At 71.0% G+C, this 25,765-nt stretch carries 21 protein-coding genes; 14 read left to right on the top strand and 7 right to left on the bottom strand.

Going from position 1 to position 25,765, the window contains the following annotated elements; translation table 11 throughout:
- Positions 1-6 precede the first annotated feature (6 nt).
- The 7 genes from ABZ717_RS13740 (at position 7) to pcaD (ending at position 6,722) form a co-directional block, all read left to right on the top strand.
- Positions 7-858, top strand: coding sequence for a CoA-transferase (locus tag ABZ717_RS13740; protein WP_358509241.1), 852 nt, complete (start codon positions 7-9; stop codon positions 856-858).
- Positions 855-1,616 carry a CoA-transferase subunit beta gene (locus tag ABZ717_RS13735; protein ID WP_358509238.1) on the top strand — a complete coding sequence of 254 codons (762 nt, stop codon included), beginning with the start codon at positions 855-857 and terminating at the stop codon, positions 1,614-1,616. The genes ABZ717_RS13740 and ABZ717_RS13735 overlap by 4 nt, the downstream gene beginning before the upstream one ends.
- 61 nt (positions 1,617-1,677) lie before the next feature.
- On the top strand, positions 1,678-2,853 hold the full coding sequence (locus ABZ717_RS13730) for a thiolase family protein (protein WP_358509235.1): 1,176 nt from the start codon (positions 1,678-1,680) through the stop codon (positions 2,851-2,853).
- Positions 2,854-2,880: 27 nt separating this feature from the next.
- Positions 2,881-3,630, top strand: coding sequence for a protocatechuate 3,4-dioxygenase subunit beta (gene pcaH, locus ABZ717_RS13725; protein WP_358509232.1), 750 nt, complete (start codon positions 2,881-2,883; stop codon positions 3,628-3,630).
- Positions 3,627-4,190 (top strand): protocatechuate 3,4-dioxygenase subunit alpha, encoded by a 564-nt coding sequence (gene pcaG, locus ABZ717_RS13720; RefSeq protein ID WP_358509229.1) that lies wholly within the window; start codon positions 3,627-3,629, stop codon positions 4,188-4,190. Before pcaH ends, pcaG begins: the two co-directional genes overlap by 4 nt.
- Before the next feature lie 19 nt (positions 4,191-4,209).
- Positions 4,210-5,592, top strand: coding sequence for a 3-carboxy-cis,cis-muconate cycloisomerase (gene pcaB / locus ABZ717_RS13715; RefSeq protein ID WP_358509226.1), 1,383 nt, complete (start codon positions 4,210-4,212; stop codon positions 5,590-5,592).
- Positions 5,589-6,722 (top strand): 3-oxoadipate enol-lactonase, encoded by a 1,134-nt coding sequence (gene pcaD, locus ABZ717_RS13710; RefSeq protein ID WP_358509223.1) that lies wholly within the window; start codon positions 5,589-5,591, stop codon positions 6,720-6,722. The genes pcaB and pcaD overlap by 4 nt, the downstream gene beginning before the upstream one ends.
- A gap of 52 nt (positions 6,723-6,774) precedes the next feature.
- On the opposite strand, the gene ABZ717_RS13705 is transcribed toward pcaD, so the two are convergent.
- From ABZ717_RS13705 to ABZ717_RS13685, 5 genes are all read right to left on the bottom strand, one after another.
- Positions 6,775-7,611, bottom strand: a complete 837-nt coding sequence (locus tag ABZ717_RS13705) for an SAM-dependent methyltransferase (protein ID WP_358509220.1) — start codon at positions 7,609-7,611, stop codon at positions 6,775-6,777.
- Between the two features lie 107 nt (positions 7,612-7,718).
- Positions 7,719-8,411 carry a hypothetical protein gene (locus ABZ717_RS13700; protein WP_358509217.1) on the bottom strand — a complete coding sequence of 231 codons (693 nt, stop codon included), beginning with the start codon at positions 8,409-8,411 and terminating at the stop codon, positions 7,719-7,721.
- On the bottom strand, positions 8,408-11,476 hold the full coding sequence (locus tag ABZ717_RS13695) for a DEAD/DEAH box helicase (RefSeq protein ID WP_358509214.1): 3,069 nt from the start codon (positions 11,474-11,476) through the stop codon (positions 8,408-8,410). The genes ABZ717_RS13700 and ABZ717_RS13695 overlap by 4 nt, the downstream gene beginning before the upstream one ends.
- 91 nt (positions 11,477-11,567) lie before the next feature.
- Positions 11,568-12,962, bottom strand: coding sequence for an MFS transporter (locus tag ABZ717_RS13690; RefSeq protein WP_358509211.1), 1,395 nt, complete (start codon positions 12,960-12,962; stop codon positions 11,568-11,570).
- Positions 12,963-12,968: 6 nt separating this feature from the next.
- A complete protein-coding gene (locus ABZ717_RS13685; RefSeq protein WP_358509208.1) occupies positions 12,969-13,784 on the bottom strand; it encodes a glycerophosphodiester phosphodiesterase in 816 nt (271 codons plus the stop codon).
- Between the two features lie 154 nt (positions 13,785-13,938).
- On the opposite strand from ABZ717_RS13685, the gene ABZ717_RS13680 reads away from it, so the two are divergent.
- The 5 genes from ABZ717_RS13680 (at position 13,939) to ABZ717_RS13660 (ending at position 20,122) form a co-directional block, all read left to right on the top strand.
- Positions 13,939-14,397: an Rv3235 family protein gene (locus ABZ717_RS13680; RefSeq protein WP_358509205.1), complete on the top strand. Its 459-nt coding sequence runs from the start codon at positions 13,939-13,941 to the stop codon at positions 14,395-14,397.
- Positions 14,398-14,583: 186 nt separating this feature from the next.
- On the top strand, positions 14,584-16,482 hold the full coding sequence (locus ABZ717_RS13675; protein WP_358509202.1) for a S9 family peptidase: 1,899 nt from the start codon (positions 14,584-14,586) through the stop codon (positions 16,480-16,482).
- Positions 16,483-17,007: 525 nt separating this feature from the next.
- The gene (locus ABZ717_RS13670; protein ID WP_358509199.1) at positions 17,008-18,012 is read left to right on the top strand and encodes a C40 family peptidase; all 1,005 of its coding nucleotides are present in this window, start codon (positions 17,008-17,010) and stop codon (positions 18,010-18,012) included.
- Positions 18,013-18,092: 80 nt separating this feature from the next.
- Entirely contained in the window at positions 18,093-18,260 is a 168-nt protein-coding gene (locus tag ABZ717_RS13665) for a hypothetical protein (protein ID WP_358509197.1), read from the top strand.
- Positions 18,261-18,439: 179 nt separating this feature from the next.
- Positions 18,440-20,122, top strand: a complete 1,683-nt coding sequence (locus ABZ717_RS13660) for a glycosyltransferase (RefSeq protein WP_358509352.1) — start codon at positions 18,440-18,442, stop codon at positions 20,120-20,122.
- Between the two features lie 197 nt (positions 20,123-20,319).
- Here the strand turns inward: ABZ717_RS13660 and pstS are convergent, their stop codons facing one another.
- The gene (gene pstS / locus ABZ717_RS13655) at positions 20,320-21,471 is read right to left on the bottom strand and encodes a phosphate ABC transporter substrate-binding protein PstS (RefSeq protein ID WP_358509194.1); all 1,152 of its coding nucleotides are present in this window, start codon (positions 21,469-21,471) and stop codon (positions 20,320-20,322) included.
- Between the two features lie 322 nt (positions 21,472-21,793).
- Here pstS and treY point away from each other — a divergent pair, with 322 nt between their 5' ends.
- Both treY and ABZ717_RS13645 read left to right on the top strand, forming a co-directional pair.
- Positions 21,794-24,169 carry a malto-oligosyltrehalose synthase gene (gene treY / locus ABZ717_RS13650; protein WP_358509191.1) on the top strand — a complete coding sequence of 792 codons (2,376 nt, stop codon included), beginning with the start codon at positions 21,794-21,796 and terminating at the stop codon, positions 24,167-24,169.
- Between the two features lie 8 nt (positions 24,170-24,177).
- Complete coding sequence (locus ABZ717_RS13645) at positions 24,178-25,056, top strand: putative RNA methyltransferase (protein WP_358509188.1); 879 nt, start codon at positions 24,178-24,180, stop codon at positions 25,054-25,056.
- 9 nt (positions 25,057-25,065) lie between these two features.
- Here the strand turns inward: ABZ717_RS13645 and ABZ717_RS13640 are convergent, their stop codons facing one another.
- The gene (locus tag ABZ717_RS13640; protein WP_358509185.1) at positions 25,066-25,647 is read right to left on the bottom strand and encodes an NADPH-dependent FMN reductase; all 582 of its coding nucleotides are present in this window, start codon (positions 25,645-25,647) and stop codon (positions 25,066-25,068) included.
- Between the last annotated feature and the right edge of the window lie 118 nt (positions 25,648-25,765).

Genomic DNA, 25,765 nt, shown 5'->3' with positions numbered 1-25,765 from the left:
GTAGCTATGGCCGTGCCCCTGGACGAGGCGGTCGGGCAGCTCGTCCACGACGGAGACACCGTCGCCTTGGAAGGCTTCACCCACCTCATCCCCGTGGCCGCCGGGCACGAGATCATCCGTCAAGGTCTGCGCGACCTCACCTTGGTGCGGATGACGCCCGACATCGTCTACGACCAGCTCATCGGCGCCGGTTGCGCGCGCAAGCTCGTCTTCTCCTGGGGTGGCAACCCCGGGGTCGGCTCGCTCCACCGTTTTCGAGACGCCGTCACCCACTCCTGGCCGGTCCCGTTGGAGATCGAGGAACACAGCCACGCCGGGATGGCCAATCGCTACGTCGCGGGCGCCTCCGGGCTCCCCTTCGCCGTGCTGCGCGGCTACAGCGGTACCGACCTGATCGGCAACAACCCCCACATCAAGACCATCGTCTGCCCCTTCACCGGGCAGGAGTTGGCCGCCGTCCCCGCGCTCAACCCCGACGTGACCGTCATCCACGCCCAGCGCGCCGACGCCGCCGGCAACGTGCAGCTGTGGGGCATCACCGGGATCCAGAAGGAGGCCGCCATGGCCGCCGACCGGGTCCTGGTCACCGTCGAGGAGGTCGTCGACGAGCTCGAAGCCGTGCCCGGCCAGGTGGTCCTGCCGGCCCGGGTCGTGGACGCGGTCAGCGTGGTCCCCGGTGGGGCCGCCCCCTCCTACGCCCACGGTTACTACGAGCGCGACAACGCCGCCTACCGGGACTGGGACGCCGTGGGGCGCGACCGTGAGGCCTTCGGCGCCTGGCTGGCCGAACTCACCGGGCCCACCGGTTCCCAGACCCCATCGACCTCCGACCCCGAACCCGTGGGAAAAGGCGCATGACCACCCTGACCTGGACCTCCGACGAGATCATGACCGTGACCGCCGCGCGCTCGCTGCGCGATGGCATGTCCTGCTTCGTCGGCATCGGTCTGCCCAGCACCGCCGCCAACGTGGCGAGCCGCACCCACGCCCCCGACCTGTGGATGATCTACGAGTCGGGAACCCTGGGCGCCTCCCCGGACCACCTGCCGCTGTCCATCGGTGACGGGATCCTCGCCGAGACCGCCGACACGGTGGTGTCGGTGCCCGAGGTGTTCAACTACTGGCTCCAGGCCGGGCGGATCGACGTCGGTTTCCTCGGCGCCGCCCAGATCGACCGCTACGGCAACATCAACACCACCGTCATCGGTGACTACGCCGACCCCAAGGTGCGTCTGCCCGGAGCGGGTGGTGCCCCCGAGATCGCCGCCTCCTGCCGCGAGGTCATCGTGATCATGCGGCACGGTCGACGGGCCTTCGTCGACAAGGTCGACTTCGTCACCTCGGTCGGGCACGGCGCGGGCCCCGGTGATCGGGAACGGTTGGGGCTCACCGGTGCCGGACCGGTGCGGGTCATCACCGACCTGGGCGTGCTCGAACCCGACCCGATCACCCGCGAGCTCACCCTGGTGGGCGTGCACCCGGGTGTGGAGGTCGCCGACGTGCGCGAGGCCACCGGTTGGGACCTGAGGGTCGCCGAGGATCCACGGCGCACCCCCGAGCCCACCGGCACCGAACTGTCCGTTCTGCGCTCCCTGACCGGTGCGGCCCGACCCTGACCCGATACCGTTTACCTAACGCCGTTAGGTAACTGTACGCCCCACACCCCAGGAGACACCGGTGACCGACGTCCACGTTCTCGACGCCGTCCGCACCCCCTTCGGTCGATACGGCGGCGCCCTCTCGGGCGCCCGCCCCGACGACCTGGCCGCCCACGTGGTCCGCGCCCTGGTCGAGCGCGCGCCCCACCTGGACCCCGCCGCCCTCGACGAGGTCCTGCTCGGCAACGCCAACGGCGCGGGCGAGGAGAACCGCAACGTCGCCCGCATGGCCGCCCTCCTGGCCGGCCTTCCCACCTCCGTGCCCGGGGCCACCGTCAACCGACTGTGCGGCTCCGGGATGGAGGCGGCCGTCCAGGGCGCCCGCGCCGTCCAGACCGGCGACGCCTCCCTGGTCCTGGCCGGGGGAGTGGAATCCATGAGCCGGGCCCCCTGGGTGATGCCCAAACCCACCAAGGCCTTCCCCGTCACCGACGGCGCCCTGCACTCCACCACCCTGGGCTGGCGCATGGTCAACCCGCGCATGCCCAAGGAGTGGACGCTGTCGCTGGGGGAGAGCACCGAGAAGCTCGCCGACCGGTACGGCGTCGACCGCGCCGACCAGGACGTCTTCGCCCTGGCCAGCCACACCAAGGCCGCCGACGCCTGGGCCAAGGGCGTCTTCGACGACGAGATCGTCCAGGTCGAGGGCGCCCACCTGGAACGTGACGAGAGCATCCGCGAGACCTCCCTCGACAAGCTCGCCTCCCTCAAGCCCGCCTTCCGCGAGGAGGGCACCATCACCGCGGGCAACGCCTCACCCCTCAACGACGGCGCGGCCGCCCTGCTGTTGGGTGACGACGCCGCGGTCCGGGCCACCGGGCACGAGCCCCTGGCCCGCCTGGTCAGCCGGGGCGTGGCGGGGGTCGATCCCGACGTCTTCGGCATCGGCCCCGTGCGCGCCGCCGAGGTCGCCCTGGACCGTGCGGGCATCACCTGGTCCGACCTGTCGGCGGTGGAGCTCAACGAGGCCTTCGCCGCCCAGTCGTTGGCCTGTATCCGCGGCTGGAAGGGGCTGGACCCCGACATCGTCAACCCCAACGGCGGCGCCATCGCCATCGGTCATCCCCTCGGTGCCTCGGGGGCGCGCGTCATCGGCTCACTGGCCCACCAACTGCGCCGCAACGGTGGCGGTTGGGGGTTGGCCGCCCTGTGCATCGGGGTCGGTCAGGGGTTGGCCGTCGTCCTGCACGCCTGAACGGGCACGCCTGAAAGGAACAGCACCATGTCCGACACCTCCCACGAGGGTCTGTACGTGCCCGGCTACGTGCGCGACCACGACACCCATCCCCCGCTGGACTACCCGTTCTACAAGAGCACCTCGCTGCGCCACCCCCGACGTCCGCTCACCCTGCTCCCGCACATGCTCACCGAGATCACCTCACCCGTTCTGGGCGAGGACCGCGTCGTCGGTGACGACCACGACCTGACCCGCCAACACGACGGCGAAGCTCAGGGTCAGCGCATCATCGTGCACGGGCAGGTCCGTGACAGCGACGGCCGCCCCGTCCCGCACACCCTCGTGGAGATCTGGCAGGCCAACGCCGGTGGCCGTTACCGGCACACCGCCGACAACTGGCCCGCGCCCCTGGACCCGAACTTCAGTGGTGTGGGCCGTGTCCTCAGCGACGACCAGGGCCGCTACCGGTTCGTCACCATCCGCCCGGGCGCCTACCCCTGGAAGAACCACCAGAACGCCTGGCGTCCCGCCCACATCCACTTCTCGCTGTTCGGCCGCGCCTTCACCCAGCGCCTGGTCACGCAGATGTACTTCCCCGACGACCCGCTCTTCTTCCAGGACCCCATGTGGCAGTCGGTCCCGGACGAGAGGGCCCGCGAGCGCATGCTCGCCCGTTTCGACTACGACACCACCGAACCCGAGTGGGCCCTGTCCTACCGGTGGGACATCGTGTTGCGCGGACGCGAACAGACCCCGTTCGAGTCCGAGGAAGAGGTCCTGGAGGACGACGAGTGAGCACCCATCCCACCACCCCGTCCCAGACCGTGGGCCCCTACCTGCACATCGGCCTGCCCTGGCCCGACGGCCCCTTCGCGGTCGCCGAGGGCACTCCGGGCGCGGTGTGGTTGCGCGGCACCGTCTACGACGGCGCGGGCTCGCCGGTCACCGACGCCCTGATCGAGACCTGGCAGGCCGACCCCGACGGTCGCTTCGACCACCCCGACGACCCGCGTGGGGCCCGGCACCTGCCCGGCTTCCGCGGGTTCGGGCGCTGCCCCACCGACGACACCGGCTCCTACGCCGTCCTCACCCTCAAACCCGGCCCCGTCCCCGGGCCCACCGGGGACCAGGCCCCGCACGTGGACGTGTCGGTCTTCGCGCGCGGCATGCTGCACCGCGTGGTCACCCGCCTGTACTTTCCGGAGGAGGAGGGCGCCAACGCCCAGGATCCGGTGTTGAACACCATCGAGGACCCGAGGGCGCGCGCCACCCTCATCGCCCACCGTGAGGACGACGGCTACCGCCTGGACATCCACCTGCAGGGCGAGGACGAGACCGTCTTCTTCGACATCTGAGCACAGCGAGGAAACCGCCATGACCGGCCTGTTCGACGGGGTTCTCGACCGAGGCCCCGTGGGTCCGCTCACCGACGACACCGCCTGGCTGCGGGCTCTGCTGGACGCCGAGTCCGCCCTGGCCGGGGCGTTGGCCGACACCGGACTCATCACCGTCGAACAGGCCGGTGCCATCGCCGACGCCTGTGTCGCCGACCGCTACGATCCCGTGGCCCTGGGCGCGGCGGCCGCCGGCGGGGGCAACCCCGTCATCCCCCTGGTCAAGGAGCTGACCGCGCGGGTCCGTGCGAGGGACCCCGAAGCCGCCCGGCACGTACACCGCGGTGCCACCAGCCAGGACGTCATGGACACCGCGGCCATGCTGGTGGTGCGCCGGGCCGGTCGCGCGTTGCACACCGACCTGACCCTGCTGAGCGTCGACCTCGCCGACCTGGCCCACCGGCACCGCACCACGCCCATGCCGGGGCGCACCCTCCTCCAACAGGCCCTGCCCACCACCTTCGGCGCCGTCGCGGCCGGCTGGGCCCAGGGGTTGAGTTCGGCCGCCCGGCGGCTCGACGAGGTCCTCACCCACCATGTGGCCGCCCAGCTCGGCGGCGCGGTGGGCACCCTGGCCTCCCTGGACCCGCACGGCCCCGACGTGGCCGCCGCCTACGCCGCCCGCCTGGAACTGCCCGAACCCCCGTTGCCCTGGCACACCGAACGCGGGCGCGTGGCCGAGGTCGCCGCCGTCCTGGGACGGGTGTGCGGTGCGGCCGGAACCGTCGCCCAGGACGTGGTCCTGCTCGCCCAGACCGAGGTCGGGGAGGTCACCGAGGAGGGCGGTGTCGGGGTCGGGGGGTCCTCCACGATGCCGCACAAACGCAATCCGGTCGCGGCGGTCTCCGCCCTGGCCAACGCCCGACAGGCCCCCGGGCTGGTCGCCACCCTCCTGGCCGCGCAGATCCAGGAACACCAGCGTGCGGCCGGTTCCTGGCACGCGGAGTGGCTGCCCCTGACCGACCTGCTGCGCCGGACCGGTTCGGCCGTGTCCTGGCTGCGCACCGGCGTCGAACGTATGCGCGTGCACCCCGACCGAATGCGCGCCAACCTCGACCTCACCGGCGGCCTGGCCCTGAGCGAACGCCTGACCACCGACCTGATCCCCGAACTGGGTCGTATGGAGGCCCACCGCCGGGTCACCGAGGCCTGCCGGGAGGCGGTGGCCCAGGGCCGCGACCTCGTCGACGCGGTCACCGAACGCCTCGAAGGGGCACGCACCTCCGAACAGGTCCGTGCCCTGCTCGACCCGTCCGCCTACCTGGGCGCCGCCCCCGTGTTCACCGATCGGGTCACGGGTAGGACCGGCCCGGATGGGATCGGCCGGCCGAGTCGTACCGACAGTGAAGAAGGAAGTCCATGAGCGTTGAACTCCACCACACCGTGAGCGGCCCGGCGGACGCCCCGCCCCTGGTCCTGGGGGGTTCCCTCGGTACCACCCTGGACATGTGGGAGCCGCAGGTCCAGGCCCTGTCCACGAACTTCCGGGTGATCCGGATCGACCATCGCGGACACGGGGACTCGCCCGCGCCGGAGGGCCCCTACAGCATGGCCGACCTGGGCGGGGACGTGTTGGCCCTGCTGGACCGGCTGGGCATCGAACGCGCCCACTACGCGGGGCTGTCCATCGGTGGGATGGTCGGTCAGTGGTTGGCGATCAACGCCCCCGAACGGATCGACCGGCTCGTCCTGTTGGCGACCTCTCCCCACATGGGTCCGGTGCGGAACTGGCGCGACCGCGCCGCCACGGTGCGGGAGAAGGGCACCGTCGCCCTGGCCGGCACCGTGGTGGAACGTTGGTTCACCCCCGGCTTCGTCGAGGAGTATCCCGATGAGGTCCGTGTGCTGCGCGAGCAGATCGTGGCCACCCCCGACCAGGGGTACGCGGGCTGTTGCGGGGCCATCGAAGGCCACGACACCCGCGAGGACCTGCACCGTGTTTCGGCCCCCACCCTGGTGGTCTCCGGGGCCCAGGACCCTTCCACCCCGCCCGAGGAGCACGGCGCGCTACTGGCCGAACGCATCCCCGGGGCCCGCTCCGTGGTGCTGGAGGGTGCCGCGCACCTGCTCTCCTGGGAACGCGCCGGGCGGGTGAACACGCTCATCACCGAACACCTGACCGCCGCGGACCGGTACGCCGCCGGCATGCGGGTGCGCCGGGGCGTGCTCGGTGACACCCACGTGGACCGGGCCGAGTCGCGCAAGACCGAGTTCACCGAACCCTTCCAAGACCTGATCACCCGGTACGCCTGGGGTGAGATCTGGACCCGCCCGGGGTTGGATCGCCGTACCCGCAGTTGCATGGTGCTGACCGCCCTGGTCGCGAAGGGGCACTGGGGCGAACTGGCCATGCACGTGCGCGCCGCGCTGCGCAACGGGTTGAGCCCGGACGAGATCGGTGAGGTGTTCTTGCAGGCCGCCATCTACTGCGGGGTGCCGGCCGCCAACAAGGCCTTCGCCCTCGCCCAGGAGGTCTTCGACGAACAGGACTGATCCCCTACCGGGCGGTCCAGGGTCGGAAGTACCCCACGCGGGGGTGCGCCGGTCATGGCTTGAAGGCGACCCCGGAGAGCTCCCAACGTTTGACGCCGGGATCGGCCGGCCGGGAGATGGGGTCGCGGTCGGGGTTGCGCCAGGTGGAGCAGTCCACCTTGCGCGGCTCCTCCTCGCGACCGTCGGTCCAGGCGCTGACCACCTCCAACCCCTCGAATACGGCGGCGGCCTCCTGGGGACTGCGCACCCGGCCCCAGGGGGTGCCGAAGGACAGGATCTTGTCGGTCATCCAGGCTGCGGCCTCGGGGTCGTCGGAGACGATGTGGGAGAAGATGATCGCAGACCCGGGGGCGAGCCGTTCCACCAGCCCGCGCACCATCCCGAAGGGGTCGCTGTCGTCGGGCAGACAGTGCAGCAGGGACACCATCATGACGCAGACCGGCCGGTCGGGGTCGATGAGCTTGACGGCCTCGGGCGAGCGCAGGATGCGGTCGGTGTCGCGGATGTCGGACAGCAGGAACGCGGTGGTGTCGGTGTCACCGAGCAGGGCGCGTCCGTGGGCGAGCACGATCGGGTCGTGGTCGATGTACAGGACCCGGGCCCGGGGGTTGGCCCGTTGGGCGACCTGGTGGGTGTTGTCGGTGGTGGGCAGGCCGGCGCCCAGGTCGAGGAACTGGTCGATGCCGCGCGAGCTCACGTAGTCCACGGCCCGGCCCAGGAAGGCCCGGTTGTCGTTGGCGAAGGAGACGAGTTCGGGGATGCCCGCGGCGAGTTCTTCGCACGCCTTGCGGTCGGAGGCGAAGTTGTCCTTTCCGCCCAGCAGGTAGTCGTACATTCGTGCGATGCTGGGGGTGTCCATGTCGATGTGCGGGGGGAAGCGATCGGCCATATGAGAATACCAATCAGGGCTAGTTGTTCGAGTTCGTCTCCAGGTGAATGGTAACCGTGTTTCGTCGGACTTACCGGCGTTCGGCGAAAGAAAAACGGGTGGGCCGTTCAGGGGGTCTCGAATTGGGGGAGCTCGTCGGCGACAAGTCCCGGTGCGGCGGCTCTGACGCGGTCTCCGGTGCCTGAGGGGAGGGTGGGAACAGGGGGTTGTGGTATCGGGTTCCAAAATGAGTCGGGCGAAAACCGATCCGTGGTTATCGCCCCCGCGGCCAAAACATCACCGGAGCCTTCTTCCCTCGAATACGAAGAGTCCTCCCCGTCGTTCTCGACGCTCGGAAGTTCCCTATCACCCGTGGAGAGGTCCCGGACCAGCGCGACCAACGACCGTCGGTCCAGGCCCGCCCACCGGGTCAGCACGAACGGGTCCGCGTCGGCCTGTTCGCCCAGTGCCGCGGCCACCGCTCGCAGATGGGCGCACCGTCCACGCCAGTGCTCGCACGAACAGGTCGTGACCAGGTCCCCCCACCCCGCCGGGACCAGGTCCAACCCCAACAGCGCGAACACCCGCGCCGCGGCCTCGGGCAGTTCACCGGCCAGTAGCCGGGCGCGGAAGAGCGGTTGGGAGGCCAGCGCGGCCCCGACCCGGGACCACTCACGCTCGGGCCACACGGCGCGGATCAGGCTCACCTCGTGAGGGCCCACCCGGGCCAGCGCCTCGCCGGGGCGCACCCGCAACCCGGTGACGGTCTCGGCGCCCCCCGAACCCGCCAAGGCCTCGCCCACCAGAGTCGACCAGCTCATCCGGCCACCGCCTCGGGTGCCAGGCGCACCACCTCGCGCAGGTCCTGTACCGACAACCCGCCCAGCCACTCCTCGCCGGTGGTCACGGCGGCGTCGGCCAGCGCGCTCTTGCGTTCGATCATCTCGTCCACACGTTCCTCCACGGTGCCCACGCACACCATCTTGCGCACCTGCACGTCGCGGCGCTGACCGATGCGGAACGCCCGGTCGGTGGCCTGGTTCTCCACCGCCGGGTTCCACCAGCGGTCCACGTGCACCACGTGGTTGGCGGCGGTCAGGTTCAGGCCGGTTCCGGCGGCCTTGAGGGAGAGCAGGAACACGGCCGGTCCCCGCAGCGTCTGGAAGTGCTCGGTCATGTGCTCGCGGTCGGCCCGGGAAGTGCCCCCGTGCAGCCACAGCACCGGAACCCCCAGACGAGAACGCAGGTAGGGCGCCAGACGCTCGCCCCAACGCGCGTACTGGGTGAAGCACAGCGCCTTGTCGCCCTCGGCCACGGCCTCGCCCAGGATCGCCTCCAACCGCTCCAGCTTGCCCGAACGCCCCGCCAGGGCCGACCCGTCCCCCAGGAACTGCGCCGGGTGGTTGCAGATCTGCTTGAGCCGCGACATCGTCGCCAACACCAGCCCCTTGCGCTCCTTGTCGTCGGCCTCGGCCAGACGCTCGCCCATCTCGTCCACCACGGCCTTGTACAGCGAGGCCTGCTCGGGGGTGAGCGTGCACCAGGTGCGCATCTGGTGCTTCTCGGGCAGGTCGGCGATGATCGACCGGTCGGTCTTCAACCGGCGCAGCACGAACGGGCCGGTCAACCGGCGCACCAGGTCCGTGCCTCCACCACCACCGTCGCCGCCCGAGCCGCCGGGACCGTCCAAGGACGCCGCGCCACCGTCCACCTCGGCCTCGGCGCGGTCGGCCACCGCGCGTTGGAAGTCGGCGGACGTGCCCAACAGCCCGGGGTTGGCGAACTCCATCACCGACCACAGCTCACCCAGGTTGTTCTCCACCGGGGTTCCGGTGAGCGCGATACGGGTCGCGGCCGGCAGTGAACGCACCGCTCGCGCCTGGCGGGTGTCGTGGTTCTTCAACGCCTGCGCCTCGTCGCACACCACCCGGTGCCAGGGCATGCCCGCCAGTTCGTCGGCGTCGCGCGCCACCACTCCGTAGGTGGTGACCACCAGGTCGCAGTTGCCGACGATGCGCGCCATCGCGTTGCCCGTGGGCCGGTCCGGTCCGTGTTGGACGTGCACCCGCAGGTCGGGGGCGAACCTCTCCGCCTCGCGCCGCCAGTTGCCGACCAGCGACACCGGGCACACCAGCAGGGTGGGACCGGGGGCGGACCCCTCGGCGCGTTCGTCGGTGAGCAGCGCCAACAACTGCACGGTCTTGCCCAACCCCATGTCGTCGGCGAGCACCGCGCCCAGGCCCAGTTCGCCCAGGAACCGCAGCCAGGAGGCACCGCGGTCCTGGTAGGGGCGCAGCGCCCCCTTGAACCCGACCGGGGTGCCCATGGGGCGGGGCTCGGCCTTGGCGCCACCGTTCAGCAGGGCGCCCAGGGGGCCGTCGGCCACCACGTCCGCCACCGGCAACGGGACGGGCGCGGCCCCGATGGCGGCCCTCAGCGCCTCTTCCCGGCCCATCGGTCGCCGTGCGCCGCGCCGCATCAGCTCCAGCGCCGAGGCGACCCGCTCGGGGTCCATCTCCATCCATCGGCCGCGCACGCGTACCAGCGAGCGTTTGAGCCGGGCCAGTTCGGCCAGCTCGGTGAGTTCGTCCTCGCTCAGCGCGGTGGTGTCCTCGGGGCCGGTCAGCAGCGCCTCGAAGGACACGTCCACCAGGTCCATGGGGCTCACCCCGCCGCGACGGCGGCGCGCGGGTTCCTCGGCGACGGTCATCCGCAGGGCCAGGCCGTCGCGCCGGCTCCATTCGGGCAGTACCACGGAGAACCCGGCCTCGGTCAGACGTCGGGCCCCCTCGCCCACGAAGGCCTGGGCCCCCGCGGTGTCCATGAACAGTCGGGCCGGGGCCAGGTCGGCCAGGGCCCGGCTCAGGGCGGGCAGGTGGCGGGCGGCGCGGCGCAGGTCGGCCAGGGCCGTGCTGGCCACGTCCCGGGGCAGCCACGCGGCGCCCTCGCCGAGCCAGACCTGTTCCAGGGGCAGTCGCAGGCCGGGATCGGTGGTGGAACGGACCCAGAACTCCAGGGTCCAGGGGCGAGGGCCGTTACGCGGCCCCTCTGGTTCGGGTTCGCGCAGTACGAACACCAGTCGGGCGCGGCCACCGCCGCGCACCCGGTCCCGCCACTCGCGCAGGGGGCCGCGCAAGGCGTCTGCGGCGTCGTCGTCCAGGCGAGTGCGTTCGGTGGTCAGGGCGGTGGCCAGCCGTGCGGCGGGGGAGGGGAGCCCGTCCCCGTGGACGTGTTCGGGGGCCCGGGCCAGCCGGCGGGCCACGGCGTCGGTGAGCAGTTCCAGGGGCGCCAGCACGCAGGAGCGGGCGGCCTCGGCGCGTTCGGGGCCGTTCAGGTGGGCGATGGCCGCCGGTGGCAGTGCTTCGGTGAGGGCGGACAGGTGTTCCTCGGCGGTGTCCAGCGGGGCGGGCCGCCAACGAGCACGCGGTGGGGTACCGACCAGGTCGGGTAGTACGCACCCGGCGTGGACCAGGCGTTCGGCGAAGGCGTGCACGCCGCACAGGTGGGTCAGGGCCGGTCCGATCCGGGGTGCGTCAGCGTCGGTCGGTCGCGTGCGCAGGGAGCCGAGGAGGAGGTCGGCTCCGACCGTGTCCAGTGCCAGGGCGGGGACACGCCAGGTCCCGAATCCGCCGGCCGGTCCCGACGTTCGTTCTCCAGGGGCGGGGGAGAGGGAGCGCAGGGGGAGACCGTCGGCCTCGGGCAGGGTCAGGAAGGACTCGTTCGGTGCGAGGCGCTCCGGTGGAACCCCGGCCCGGGTGAGCAGCGCGCGCAGCCCGGCCAGATCCTCGGCGAAGGGGTGCGCGCCCGGTGCCGGGTCGCTCACCGCCTCGCCCTCGGCCCACACCATCAGTGTGTCCCTGGACCACATCCCGTGCAGAACCCGCACCGCGCCCCCCTGTTGAACACGCCCGACGTCGCCGGCCCCCAGTATGGCGGGGACCGGCGACGTTTCCGTGTTCGGGTGGGGAGGCCCGCCCTCAGAGCCTGGCGGGCACGGTGTTGCCCACGGCCAGGATGCCCTCGCGCATACGTACGCGCCACAGCAGGAATCCGCCGAGCACGAAGAAGGCCAGCAGTGACAGGATCGCCACCCGGTAGCCGCCGGTCATGGCGACCGCGATGGTGACCACCAGCGAACCCAGGAACGTGGAGCCCTTGTCGGAGATCTGGAAGAGGCTGAAGTACTCCGCCTCTCGACCCTTGGGGATGAGCTGGGAGAACATCGAACGGGCCAGGGACTGGGTACAGCCCAGCACCAGGCCGATGCCCACGCCCAACGCGATGAACAGGGGCACGTTGCCCGCCGGCATCACGTAGCCCAGGCCCACCAGCAGGCCCCAGACCACCAGGCTGCCCAGCACGGTCTTCTTGGGGCCGATGTGGTCGGCGATCCGGGCGGTGGCGAACGCCCCGGCGAAGGCCACGAACTGGATGATGAGGATCGTGACGATCAGCACGTCCTGGCTCAGGCCCAGGTCCTGGGTGGCGAAGGGCGCCGCGTAGCGGATCGCGGCCTGGACGCCGTCGTTGAAGAAGATGAAGGCGAAGAGAAAAAGCACCGTATTGGGATATTTGCGCATGTCGCGCACGGTTCTCCCGAACTGGCGCAGTGACTCGCCGACCTTGGCGCGTCCGTCCCCGCGCGCGGCCAGTGCCCCGTAGCGGTTGCGCAGCGGTTTGATCGCCACCACGGTGAACCCGGCCCACCACAGGCCGACCGTGACGAAGGCGATGCGGGCCGCCATACCGATGTCGTCGGAGGTCAGCACCAGAACCAGGTGGACCGCCAGCAGCAGGGCGCCGCCCAGGTAGCCCAGGCCCCAACCGAAGGCGGAGACCCGGTCGCGTTCGTCGGCCGTGGCGATCTCCGGCAGGAACGCGTTGTAGACCACGATCGACAACCCGAACAGCAGGTTGGCGCCCAGGAACAGGACCGAGGCGAGCAGGTAGCCGTCGGTGGCGAAGTACAGCCCGGTGGTGCAGGCCGACCCGGCCACGGCCAGCCACAGCAGCCAGCTCTTCTTGTGCCTGGTGTGGTCGGCCAGGGCGCCCACCAGCGGCAACAGGATGATCTGTAGCAGGATCGCCACGGTGGTCAACGCCGGGTACAGCGCGTTGGGGTGGACGCTCAGGAAGTCCAGGCCCAGCGGGGTGAGGGCCAGGGAACCGTCCCGGCACGCCTCGGCGTTGGGGGCCCCGGCCGACGCGCAGGCCAGGTTGCTCAGGTAGGGGCCGATGAGGACGGTGACCACCGAGGTCATGAACACCGAGTTGGCCCAGTCGTACATGTACCAGCCGCGTTGTTCGCGTTTGCGCTGGGCCGGGTCGGGCGAGGGGTCCTGCCCTTGGATCCGGTCGGGGGTGGTGGACATGGGGGGCTATCCGTTCTTCGGGGTGGGGCGCGTGTCCTGGTTCCAGCGGCCCCGTCGGATGAGCAGGTCGCGCAGGGCGGAGGTGTTGTCGGTGACGATGCCGTCGACACCGGCGTCCAGGAGGCGTTCCATCACCTCGGGTTCGTTGATGGTCCACACGTGCACCTGCATGCCGATCCGGTGCGCGGTGCGGATGACGTCCCGGCTCAGCAACGGGAACCCGTTGCGCTCCAGCGGGATCTGGGCGCACACCGGGGTGCGCCCGGCGATGGGACGCAGCAGCGTCGACAGGGAGGCCACGCGAAGGCGGGCCACGTCCACGGGGCCGCAGGAGGTGGCCACGCGAGGACCGTACAGCCGGCGGGCCCGGTCCAGACGGTCCTGGTCGAAGGAGCCCACGCACACCCGGTCCCAGGCGTTGGTGCGGCGCAGCACCTCCAGCAGGGGCAGGACGGCGCCGTCCGACTTCAGGTCGATGTTGAAGCGGGCCTCGGGCCAGGTACCGAGCAGGTCCTCAAGGAGGGGCACGGGTTCCTTGCCGGCCACCCGGGCGCGGGCCACCTCGGCGTAGGGCAGGGCGGAGATGGCACCGGTGCGGTCCGTGGTGCGGTCCAGGGTGTCGTCGTGGAAGGCCGTGAGCACACCGTCTCGGGTGGCGTGCACGTCCGTCTCCAGGTACGTGTAACCGAGGTCGACGGCGTGTTGGAAGGCCACCGCCGTGTTCTCCAGTTCGGTGCGGCGCACTCCCTGGTCGTCGGTGAGCCACCCGCCTCGGTGCGCGAGGGCCACGGGGACTGGGGAGGAAAGGTAGGCGTGTGTCACGTGGCCCAGTATGACGGTTGTGGTGTTGAGGCGTTCGCGGTGGTCGGGTCGTGCCCGAGCGGGAAAAGCCGGAATGCCAGGTGGCACGGGCGCGGGTTCGGCCGCTCCTTGAAGGGGTGTAGGTAGTTCGTCCCCCCGAGGAAGGGAACTGTTCATGTCGCACACCTGTGGGACCCACCGTTGCCACCGTGCCTCCTGCGAGGGTCGGCGCTCGCCATGGGCGCCGGTGCGCACCCCCGCGCGCACCCCGCTGCGGCGCATGTCGGTGGGTCGTTGCGGCGCGCCGCTGTTGGAGGGCCACCGCACGCCGGCCGACGTGCGCCGGCTCGCCCAGCACATGGCCGAGGTGCTCGTGGGTCGCCGTGCGCCCGAGGTGCTGCGCGCGCACCTGACCGTGCCGGTGCGCGAGGAGTTGCGCCGGTTGCGGGGCAGCGTCGTCTGCGTGATGACCCCGCGTCTGACCAGGGTCTTCCATCAACCGCTGGGCGCCGGCGGGATGGAGGCCAGCGCGGTGATCGACTGTGGCGACCGCGCGCGGGTGTTCGCCTTCCGGCTGCGCAAGGAGGAGGGGCGGTGGGTCTGCACGAGGTTGGAGACCGACCGACGCCGCTGACGGTGCGGGGATGGAGCACACGCCGAATCTGTCCGGAAAGCCGGAATAGTCATGGATTTTCCATGGTGGGCGCGGATAAGGTCCCCAAGGAAACGTCCCCCGGACCGGGGGCCGGCCCGGCCGACGGGCTCCCAGTACCCAAGGGAAGGAGACGGCGGGCGGCACCCCGCGCCCGCCACTCATCGAATGAAACCCGCTGACATCGCACACCTGCACGGCATCAGCGCACCGTCCCTGGCACCCGACGGCTCCCGCGCCGTCTTCGCCCTGGTCCGTCCGGACCTGGAGGAGGACGCCTACCTCGGTTCCCTGTGGAGCGTGGCCACCGACGGTTCGGAGCGACCGCGTCGGCTCACCCGGGGGCTTCGCGACAGTGCGCCCCGTTACTCCCCGGACGGTCGTTGGATCGCCTTCCTACGCCCGGACGAGAACAAGAGGGCACAGATCCACGTCCTGCCCGCCGATGGCGGCGAGGCCTGGAAGATCACCGACCATCCGCTCGGCGCCGGTGACCTCTCCTGGAGCCCCGACTCCACCCGGCTGGCCTACACCGCCCGGATCCCCGAGGAGGGGCGCTACGTCGACGGCACCCCCGGCCAGGAGGCGCCGCGCCGGATCAGCACCCTCAAGTACCGGATCGACAACCTGGGCTTCCTCGTCGACCGGCGACAGCAGATCTTCGTCAGCGCCCCGATCGATCCCACCGGTGAGGTGGGCGAACCGGTTCAGGTGACCGACGCCGAAGCCGACCACGGACGTCCCCTCTGGACGTCCGACGGCACCGAGCTGGTCTTCGACGCGTCCCTGCACGAGAACAGGGAGTACGACCTCTACGAGGACGTGTGGGCCTGCGCACCGGAGAAGGGCGCCGAGCTCCGCCGTGTCACCCGAGGCGACCTGGGCGTGACGTCGGTGGGCCTGTCCTCGGACGGCTCCACGGTGTACTTCGTCGCCGACGAGCTCGGCGACGAAGGCACCGACTTCGTGGGCAGGGTCGGTGGTCTGTGGTCGATGCCCCTGGACGGCTCTCGCGAGCCTCGGCGCCTGACCGACACCGAAGGTCCGCGTATCAACGGCCTGGGCACCCTGGCCACGGACCGGGGCGTGCTGGTGGCAGGGGAGAACCGCGGGGCCCTCGAACTGTACCGGGTCACCCCCGAGGGGGAACGTGCCACCCTGCTGGGCGGGCGCGTGGAGGTGCAGGGCTTCGACCACGCCGGCGGGGTCACCGTCGCGGTGGCCGCGGGCGAACACGACAGCGGTGAGCTGTACGTGGTCGAGGACGGCGGGACCCGTGCCCTGACCTCGTTCTTCGAGGGTGTGGAGCCGCTGCCGGTCACCGAACTGCTCGCGCACGCCCCCGACGGTCACCCGGTGCACGGTTGGGTGTCCACGCCCCGGGGCGAGGGCCCCCACCCGGTGATCCTGATGATCCACGGCGGGCCCTTCGCCCAGTACGGGTGGCAGCTCTTCGACGAGACGCAGGTGTACACCGAGGCCGGGTACGCGGTCGTCTACTGCAACCCGCGGGGTTCGTCCGGCTACGGCCAGGAGCATGGACGGGCGATCATCGGTTCGGTGGGGTCGGTCACGGCCACCGACCTGCTGGCCTTCCTGGACGCGGCGCTGGAGGACGAGCGGCTGGACGGTTCCCGGGTCGGCGTGCACGGGGGCTCGCACGGCGGGTTCATGACCACCTGGATGGCCGCGCACCACGGTGAGCGGTTCCGGGCGGCGATCAGTGAGCGCGCCGTCAACGCCATCGACAGCTTCCAGGGAGCGTCCGACATCGGGGCGTTCTTCCCCGAGCCGCTGTACGGGCCGCCGGACTCCTGGCCCAAGGAGAGCCCGCTCACCTACGCCGACCAGATCGACAAGCCGTTCCTGATCATCCACTCCGAGCAGGACTGGCGCTGCCCGCTGGAGCAGGCCCAGCGGTTGTTCGTCTCGCTCAGGAAGCGCGGGCACCAGGCGCAGATGCTGCTCTTCCCGGGGGAGGGGCACGAGCTGTCGCGTTCGGGCCTGCCCAGCCACCGGGTGGCCCGCTTCGAGGCGATTCTGGACTGGTGGGAGAACCACCTGTAGGGGTCGCTCATGGGGGCGCCCGATCAGGGCGCCCCCAGGGTCGGGGGCCGGATACGCACGTGTGTTCGGCCCCCTTCCCTCGTCCGGTGTGAGTCGCGTCACGGTCAAGCGGGGGCTTGGTCTGGTTTTGACCCCGATTCTTCGGGAAGAATACGCCCTCATCCTCGCCTACTGGGGGATTCCCGAGCAAATGACACTCACTCGCAGGTCAGCGGGGATCCCAATGGAAGGTCACGAAAAGGTCGCGTCCACCCCGGGGGATGAATTAGTGTTCCCTCAGGTCGGTTCGCCCCGATTCGTCACCACCCGGTGACAGTGTTCCGGCCTGCCGTTGCACTCTGCTCAGCTCGCTCAACAGCCGCCCTTTTCCCAGGAGCAGAGGCCGTCACGACGCTCGGCGACCCCTCGCGGCCCATCTTCGCCGCCCGCCGGATCCCCCTTACTCGCAGCCCCACGCCGACCCTCGGCGTGCCTTCGGGCTGCCCTGTGTCGGTAAACGGGTGTGGGAGAAAGGCAGTCGGTGTCTTGACTCGCAACCCCGAACCCACCCGCCGTCTCACCACGGTCGGCTTCGTCGCGCTGGGCGCCGTGGTGCTCTCCAGCGGTGTGGCGCTGGCCGACCCCTCCGAGTCGGAGGCCCGGGAACGTTACGAAGAGCTCCAGGAAGAGTTGTCGGTCCTCAACGAGGCCTACAACACCGCCGAAGAGGACCACGCGGCCGCCGAGGAAGAGCTGGAGGAACTGCAGGAGCAGCTCGAAGAGGCGCAAGAGGCCCTCGATGACCGCTCCGAGCGCATTTCCAGCATCGTGCAGAGCTCCTACACCAACGGCTCGGGCGACAGCTTCGGCATCTTCTTCGGTGGTGACGCCGACAGCGCGCTGCAGAACATCGCCGACGTCGACTTCATCTCCACCGGCCAGCAGGAGATGCTGTCCGACTACGTGATCGACGTCGACCACTCCGAGGAGCTGTACAACGCCGCCCAGGACACGGAGGAGGAGGCCGCCGAGGCCCTCACCGCGGCCGAGGAGGCCATGTCCCAGGGCGAGAGTGCCCTGGACGAGCAGGCCGAGGTCCTGGAACAGCTGGGCGGGGTCGATCCGACCGCCTCGCAGGCCTCCACCTCCGCCGACGCCGGTTCCTCCGGTGGCACGGCCGCGGTCTCCGGCGACGTGCAGGCCGTCCTCGACTTCGCCCGCGCCCAGATCGGCAAGCCCTACGTGTGGGGCGGCACCGGACCCGACGGCTACGACTGCTCCGGGCTGACCCAGGCCGCCTGGGCGCAGGCCGGCGTGAGCCTGCCGCGCACCACCTATGACCAGGTCAACGCGGGCACCTCGGTCTCGCGCGACCAGCTCCAGCCGGGCGACCTGCTGTTCTTCTACAGCGCCTCCGCCCCGAGCCACGTGGGCATCTACTCCGGCAACGGCATGATGATCCACGGCTCCAACCCGTCCAAGCCGCTGGAGGAGATCGACCTGGCCTCCTACTGGGACAGCGTCTTCACCGGAGCCGTCCGGCCGGGCTAGACACCGGTTCCCGCGCCAGGGCACGAGCTTGATTCGGGCCTGCGCGTCCTCGCTCCGACGGGTCGCGTATTCTTCCCCGCATGGGACGACTCATCCTCCAGATCGCCGCGGGTGTGGCGGTGGTGATCGGAGTTTTCTGGATCCTGTCGGTGCTGGTGGGACTACTGGTGTGGTTGTTGATGATCGCCCTGGTCATCGGTGTGGTCTTCCTGGGCGTCAAGATGCTCCAGACCGATTCCCGCCGCTGAACCCGCCCACGCGCCCCTCCGCCGGCCCCTCTTCGGGGCCGGTGGAGGAAACGGCGAGAAACCGACACAGCGGGCGAGCGTGACGCTCACACTCGGTGAGGAATCATCGCTATAGTGACTCTGTGTCACTGAATAAGCACGTGGGGTCTCATGTCGACGGGGTATCGCACCGCGGCCGGGTGGAACGCGTCAGCGCCCGGGTCTTCCGCAACGACTGGAACGCGCTGACGCCCCCCATCACCGGCCGCTGGACACCGGAACTCACGGTGAGCGTCGTCATCCCCGCCCGCGGCGGCCAGGACCGACTCGACCTCGCCCTGGCCTCCCTGTCCGTCCAGACCTACCCGGACCACCTCCTGGAGGTCGTGGTCGTGGACGACCACTCCTCACCACCACTGCTCCTACCCGAACACCGCCCCCGCCGATGCCGGATCGTGCCCGCCCCCGGTCACGGCTGGGGCGCCGGATACGCCCGCGCCTACGGAGCCCACGCCAGCACCGGCGACATCCTCGTGTGGATGGACGCCGACATGGTCGCCACCGGCGACTTCGTCGAGGCGCAGGCCCGCTGGCTGCACACCCACGCCGAGTGCGTCACCCTGGGCCGCGTCCGCTTCAGCGACACCGAACCCGACAGTGTCGGGTCCCTCCTGGACGCCCTGCGTTCGGGCGGGCCGGAGCGGATCCTGACCGACGACCGACGCCATACGTGGGTCGAGCGACTCCTGGACCACAGCGACCGACTGCGCGAGGCCGACCACCTCGGCTTCCACGCCCACATCGGCGCCGCGGCCGCTCTGCGACGCAGCCTCTACGAGGCCGCCGGTGGTGTGGACCCCGACCTCGACCTGGGGCAGGACACCGAGTTCGGCTATCGCCTGTGGCAGGCGGGTGCGGTCATGGTGCCCGAACCCGCGGCCACCGCCTGGCACGTGGGCCCGGCCGTCACCGCCCGCACCCGTCTGCCCTCCGAGCGCTTTCGCACCGAGGTCCTGGCCGAGCTCATGCCGCACCCGCACGCCTACCGCGAACGGGTGCCCGTCGAACGGCGCCGCATCCCGCTGGTGCACGCCGTGGTCGAGGTCTCCGGCGCCTCCTACGACCTGGTGCGCGGCTGCGTGGACCGGCTGCTGGGCGGTACCGAGGCCGACCTGGTGGTCACCCTGGTCGCCGACTGGGCGGGGGTGCGTGAGACGACCCTCGAACACCAGGGTCTGGACCTGCGTCTGATCCAGGCCAACTACCTGCGCGAACCCCGCATCACCTTCGCCTCGGTCGCCCCGCGCACCGGGTTCCCCTCCCCGTTCCTGTTCCAGCTGCCGGTGGCCTGGGGGTTGGGCGAGCTGAGCCTGTCACGGTTGCTGGCCGGCGCCGAACGCTCCCGATCCGGTCTCATCGAGCTCTTCCAAGCCTCCTCGCCCACGCGGGACACGAGGGTGCGATTGTGGCGCACCCGTGCCCTGGCCCGGGCCATGCGGGTGCGGCGAGAGGACGAGGAACTGACAGACGTGGTCGCCCAACTGCACGGGCGTTACCGCATCCACGGCGGCGAGGGCACCCTGACCGATCTGACCCTGCACCGTTCGGTGCCGCCGATGCCCGTGCCGGCGTCCGAGATCCGATACGAGGAGGATCCGGGTGTTGCGGGTGGCCCGAAGGGGGAACCGGAGGAGGAACAGGACGGGCGTGGAGCGGCCGAGGACCATCACCCGAAGGAGGAGCCCCCGCACGGCATGGTGCGACGGCGCGGCCTGGGGCGAAGGATCCGGGCGCTGTGGCACCGGGCCTGCCGTGCCTGTGGTCGGGATATGCCCGAGGGCGACGAGTCCGCCGACCCGGGAGGTCCGCCCACGGCCGGGTAGATGGGGGAAGACACCCACCCGAACGGGGACGGACCCCTTCGTATACCGCCACTTCGCGCCATCGGTGACTCTGCGCGATACGGTCTGCGCACAAGGTATCGGATCGCGAACGTGAAAGGGGCGCGCCACAGTGGTGACGCGCCCGCGATTCCCACACCTGTCGAAGATCCCCGCAGTTGGCGGACGGTGCCCTCAGATCAGGAGTTGATCGCCTCGATCGAGTCCAACAGGTTCTCCCGCAGGTTGTCGTTGACCGGCGTGGAGTCGGTCTCGGCGGAGGCCGCCTCCTGACCCTCGGGGCTGACCACGTAGTTCAGGAACGCCTTGACCCGCTCGGCCTCGCCCTCGTCCGGGTAGTCCAGGCAGGCGGTCTCATAGCTGACCAGGACCAGCGGGTAGCTCCCCGGCTCGGTGGTGCCGTAGTCCAGGTCCAACGCCAGGTCGTACTCGCTGGTGTTCTCCTCGCGGCGCGGGGAGTCGGCCACGACCTGGGCGGCCGCGTCGGGGGCGATCTCCACGAACTCGTCGCCCACACCGATGTTCGCGGCGGGCAGGCCGTGCAGGTGCGACATCTCCACGTACCCGATGGCGCCCTCGGCGCGCGAGACGGTGTCGGCGATACCGCTGTTGCCCTGCGCGGACTCGCGCGGGGCCAACGGCCACTGGCCGCCGGGCTCGTGCGGCCAGGAGTCGGGAGCGGCCTCGGACAGGTACTCGGTGAAGTTCTCCGTGGTACCGGAGTCGTCGGCCCGACTCACCTGGGTGATGGCCAGGTCGGGCAGGTCCGCGTCCGGGTTGTCCTCGGCGATCTCGGGGTCGTTCCAGTGCGTGATGTCCTGGTTGAAGATCTTGGCCAGGACGTCCGGGCTCAGATTGAGCGAATCCACGCCCTCGACGTTGAACACCACCGCGATGGCCACCACGTAGGCGGGCAGGTTGATGGTGTCGGAGTCACCGCAACGCGCCAGGGCGTCGGTGTTCTCGTCGGGGTCCATGGCCGCGTCCGTCCCGGCGAAGGCCACCGCGCCGTCGATGAACTGGTTGCGCCCACCACCCGAACCGATCGAGTCGTAGTAGATGCGCGCGTCCTCGCAGGCCGACTGGAAACCCGCGATCCAGGTGGTCATCGCGTTCTCCTGGGCACTGGAACCGGCGCCGTTCAAGCTGCCGGAGAAGCACTCCAGGTCGTCGGGGACCGCCGGCCCCGCGCCCTCGACGGCGTTGTCGCCGCCGCAGGCGGTGGTCGCCAGCATCAACCCGGCCAGTGCGGCCGAGGCGGCGCCCCGGTAGACGTTGGCCCGGCGTCCGGGACGGTCCTGGGTGCGGGTGCGCTTGTTGGGCGGGAGCACGCTGCTTCTATCCCCTTCGTCGGTGGCGGTGGTCCTCGTCGTCTTCACCGTCGGCCGCCGATATCCGGCGCGTTGTCGCTGGTAATGGAACACCGCCGATGAATTCAACCATGATCGGACCGCCTTCCCCAACGCGGGTGTGTGTGGAACCGGACGCATCCGTGGCGACTCGGGGGACTATAGGTGTACAAGAGATGAACTAGGGGTTTTCGACCGGTGAAAGGTAGCGGGACGCGCCCTGGAAGCGGGTTCCGTTCGGGCCCCTCACCAGGGCCGGAACCGTGTGCATGACACGCCGACGACCGGGGCACGGAATCGGATGATGAGCGCTGACAGAACGCCCCACCGCACACCCGAGTCCACCTACCGCCTGCAGTTGGGCCCCGATCTGACCCTGGACGAGGCCACCGGAACGCTCGACCACCTGCACCGGATGGGAGTGGACGCCGTCTACCTCTCACCCGTGCTGGCCGCCACCCCCGGATCGGACCACGGGTATGACGTGGTCGACCCCACACGGGTCTCCGATGTCCTGGGCGGGCCGGCCGCGCTGCGGGCGTTCGCCGAGAGAGCCCACGCCCTGGGACTGGCGGTGGTCGTCGACATCGTCCCCAACCACATGTCGATCGCCCGACCCGACGCGAACCCGTGGTGGTGGGACGTGCTCGCCAACGGGCGCGATTCCGTCCACGCCCGATGCTTCGACATCGACTTCGACTCCGGGCCCATCCTGGTCCCGGTCCTGGGCGACGACGGTGACGACGGACGCGCCGCCTTGAGCGAACTCACCATCGCCGACGGCCACCTGGTCTATTTCGACAAACGCTTCCCCCTGGCCGAGGGCACCCACACCCCTGGCGAGGACGTGGCCGACGTCCACCCGCGTCAGCACTATCGGCTGGTGTCCTGGCGGCGCGGTGACGGCGAACTCAACTACCGGCGCTTCTTCGACGTCGACCACCTCGCCGCGGTGCGGGTGGAGGACCCCGGGGTCTTCGACGCCACCCACGCCGAGATCCTGCGCTGGGGCCGCGAAGGCCTGGTCGACGGGCTGCGCGTGGACCACGTCGACGGACTCAGCGACCCCGGCGGATACCTGCGCCGCCTGGCCGAACGCTTCGGCGGCCGGATCGTGGTGGAGAAGATCCTCGCCCCGGGGGAGAACCTTCCCGCGTCCTGGCCGGTCGCCGGAACCACCGGCTACGACGCCCTGCGCCAGGTGTGCGGGGCGTTCGTCGACCCCGGAGCCGAACCGATCCTGACCACCCTGGCACGCGACCACGGGGTGGCCACCGACGTCCCCGAGATCGACATCCAGGCCAGGGGTCACGCGGCCGGGGAACTCCTGCACACCGAGGTGCGCCGCATCGCCGCACTGATCCCGCCGGAAGGAACCGACCCTCGCCGGGCGGAGGAGGCGGTGGCCGAACTCCTGGTCTCCTTCGACGTCTACCGCTCCTACCTGCCCGAAGGCGAGGACGACTGGGCGCGCGCCGTACGCGCCGCCGCCGACCGCCGCCCCGACCTGCAACCGGTCCTGAAGGGCATCGACCGCTCGGTGCGCACCGACCCCCACGGTGAACTCGCCCGCCGCGTCCAACAGACCAGCGGCATGGTCGTGGCCATGGGCACCGAGAACACCGCCTTCTACCGAGGCACCCGGTTCGTGGCCCTCAACGAGGTCGGCGGCGACCCGGCCGCCTTCGGGACGAGCGTGGCCGACCTGCACACCGCGCAACTGCGCCGAGAGGCCACCGAACCGCACACCATGACCACCCTGTCCACCCACGACACCAAACGCTCCGAGGACGTGCGCGCCCGCTTGGCCGTGCTTTCGGAGATCCCCGGCGACTTCGCCGACGCCGTACGCCGATGGAGTCCGCGCGCGCCCCTGCCCGAACCCGCCCTGGACCTGCTGGGCTGGCAGACCCTCCTCGGCGCCTGGCCCATCGACGACGAGCGACTGACCGACTACCTGCTCAAGGCCGCCCGCGAGGCGCGGCTGGGCACCTCCTGGACCCACCAGGACCCCGAGTTCGAGGAACGGATCCGTTCCTGGCCCGACCGGCTGCGCGCCGACGCCGACCTGTACGCCCAGGTGCGCGCGTTCGCCGAGTCCATCACGGCGCCCGGATGGAGCAACTCCCTGGGCCAGAAGGCCGTCCAGCTGCTCGGTCCCGGCGTGCCCGACGTCTACCAGGGCACCGAACTGTGGGACCTGTCCCTGGTCGATCCCGACAACCGGCGCCCGGTCGACCACGAGGCGCGCGCCGAACCACTGGCCCGGATCGAGGCGGGGTGGCGTCCGCGCGTCGACGCCGACGGCGCGGCCAAACTCCACCTGGTCCGCACCTGTCTGATGGCCCGCCGCGACCTGCGACCCACCGGCTACCTGCCGTTGAGCGCGCAAGGGCCGGCCGCCGACCACGCGTTGGCCTTCGCCCGTACCACCCGCGGCTCCCACGGCCCGGCGCTGGCGGTGGTCGCCACCCGCCTACCGCTGACCCTGGCCGACGCCGGTGGTTGGGCCGACACCGTGCTGCCCTTGCCCTCGGGGCCGGGGGACTGGGTCGACCTGCTGACCGCTCGCCCCATCGTGCCCGAGCGCGTGGACGGCCTCACCACCGCCCACCTCACCGAGGTCCTGGACCGCTACCCGGTCGCGGTGCTGGCCAGAGGTCGAACGCCGGTAGGCTGACCGCGATCATGACGAACACCCACACCGGTCCCCGCCTGCGCATGCCGCAGCGCGTGGCGGACGCCCTGGCCTGCCCCGTCTGCGGGAGGGCACTGACCCGGGACCCTCGCGGGCTCACCTGCCCCGCACGGCACGGCTTCAACGTCGCCCGCGAGGGTTACGCCGGGCTGCTCACCGGCGCCACCCCGCCCGGAACGGGGGACGGCAAGGAGATGGTCGCCGATCGGCTGCGCTTCCAGGCGGCCGGGCACTACGACCCCATCGGCCGGGCCTTGGCCGAGGCCGTGGCGGGCGTCGGCGCGGCCCCGTTGATCGTGGACGTGGGCGGTGGCACCGGCCATTACCTGGCCCAGGTCCTGGAGGCGACGCCCGGCGCGGTGGGACTGACCACCGACGTGTCCAAGTTCGCCGCCCGCAAGGCGGCCAAGGCACATCCTCGCGCCGGAGCGGTCACCGCCGACTCCTGGCGGGTCCTGCCCCTGGCCGACGGGGTCGCCGACGTCCTGCTCAACGTGTTCGCCCCCCGCAACGCCGCCGAGTTCCACCGCGTCCTGGCGCCCACCGGGACGCTGCTGGTGGTCACCCCCGAACCCGACCACCTCACCGAGCTGCGTTCCGCCCTGGGGTTGTTGGACGTGGACCCCCGCAAGGAAGAGCGTTTGGCCCAGAGCCTGCACACCCACTTCACGCCGGTCCAGGCGCGACCGGTCCGTTTCGAGATGGACCTTCCGCACCCGGACGCGCTCACCGTCGTGGGGATGGGGCCCAGCGCCCGCCACATCACCCCCGAGGAGCTGGCCGAACGCGTGGCCGACCTGCCCGACCCCGTGCGCGTCACCGCCTCGATTCGTCTGGGAACCTACCGCCCCCTGTCCCAGGGCGCCTGAGCGGAACGGTCAGAGGATCCCGCCCAGGGGCAGACCCGCTCGCCTGCCCTCGGCGTAGGACAGCGCGTCCTCCAGTTCGGCCACGGCCAACCGCATCCGCTCCACCACCGCCGGGTCGTCGTACTCACCGCGTTCGTCCACACGCGACCCCGCACGGGAGACCACCACGCAGTCGACCAACACCGCGCCCAACAGGGTCAACGTCGGCATCAACGGTGCGTGGGCCCGCATACCGCCGGCCTGACCGGGGGAGGCGCTCACCAACAGGGTCGGCTTGCCCACCAGTCCACCCGAACCCACCAACCAGTCGATGGCGTTCTTGGTCACCCCGGCGGGGCCGTGCGCGTACTCGGGCGTGGCGATCACCAACCCCTGGGCGCGCGCGGCCAGGTCCCGCAACTCGCGCACCGAATCCGGCCAGGAGCCCTCATCGTTCTCGACGTCGGGATTGAACAACGGCAATCGACCGGCCAGGTCCTCACCGGCGAGCGTGAGCTCCGAACCCACCCGTGGCACCAACCGCAACAGGGCCGCGTTGAGCGAACCCCGCCGTAGGCTTCCGCAGATCCCCAGCACCAGACGTTCTTCCATCGCCACACCGTCTCACGGCGCGCCGGTCCCGGCATCCCTGTTTCCGGGATCCGGCCCCTGCCGGAATCGGGGCCCGCCGGATCCCGCCCGTTGAGGACGCCGCGTGGGGCGGTTCGAC

The sequence above is a fragment of the Nocardiopsis sp. NPDC006832 genome, assembly GCF_040635885.1.
In the GTDB taxonomy this organism is placed as follows: Bacteria; Actinomycetota; Actinomycetes; order Streptosporangiales; family Streptosporangiaceae; genus Nocardiopsis.
Note: the sequence above shows the minus strand (reverse complement) of the source record. Positions and strands in the feature narration are given on the sequence as shown.

Excerpts from the sequence above, each read along its gene's own strand:
- ABZ717_RS13740 (WP_358509241.1), top strand. The coding sequence starts at position 7 with ATGGCCGTGCCCCTGGACGAGGCGGTCGGGCAGCTCGTCCACGACGGA.
- ABZ717_RS13735 (WP_358509238.1), top strand. The coding sequence starts at position 855 with ATGACCACCCTGACCTGGACCTCCGACGAGATCATGACCGTGACCGCC.
- pcaH (WP_358509232.1), top strand. The coding sequence starts at position 2,881 with ATGTCCGACACCTCCCACGAGGGTCTGTACGTGCCCGGCTACGTGCGC.
- pcaB (WP_358509226.1), top strand. The coding sequence starts at position 4,210 with ATGACCGGCCTGTTCGACGGGGTTCTCGACCGAGGCCCCGTGGGTCCG.
- pcaD (WP_358509223.1), top strand. The coding sequence starts at position 5,589 with ATGAGCGTTGAACTCCACCACACCGTGAGCGGCCCGGCGGACGCCCCG.
- ABZ717_RS13705 (WP_358509220.1), bottom strand. The coding sequence starts at position 7,611 with ATGGCCGATCGCTTCCCCCCGCACATCGACATGGACACCCCCAGCATC.
- ABZ717_RS13700 (WP_358509217.1), bottom strand. The coding sequence starts at position 8,411 with ATGAGCTGGTCGACTCTGGTGGGCGAGGCCTTGGCGGGTTCGGGGGGC.
- ABZ717_RS13690 (WP_358509211.1), bottom strand. The coding sequence starts at position 12,962 with ATGTCCACCACCCCCGACCGGATCCAAGGGCAGGACCCCTCGCCCGAC.
- ABZ717_RS13680 (WP_358509205.1), top strand. The coding sequence starts at position 13,939 with ATGTCGCACACCTGTGGGACCCACCGTTGCCACCGTGCCTCCTGCGAG.
- ABZ717_RS13675 (WP_358509202.1), top strand. The coding sequence starts at position 14,584 with ATGAAACCCGCTGACATCGCACACCTGCACGGCATCAGCGCACCGTCC.
- ABZ717_RS13665 (WP_358509197.1), top strand. The coding sequence starts at position 18,093 with ATGGGACGACTCATCCTCCAGATCGCCGCGGGTGTGGCGGTGGTGATC.
- treY (WP_358509191.1), top strand. The coding sequence starts at position 21,794 with ATGAGCGCTGACAGAACGCCCCACCGCACACCCGAGTCCACCTACCGC.
- ABZ717_RS13645 (WP_358509188.1), top strand. The coding sequence starts at position 24,178 with ATGACGAACACCCACACCGGTCCCCGCCTGCGCATGCCGCAGCGCGTG.
- ABZ717_RS13640 (WP_358509185.1), bottom strand. The coding sequence starts at position 25,647 with ATGGAAGAACGTCTGGTGCTGGGGATCTGCGGAAGCCTACGGCGGGGT.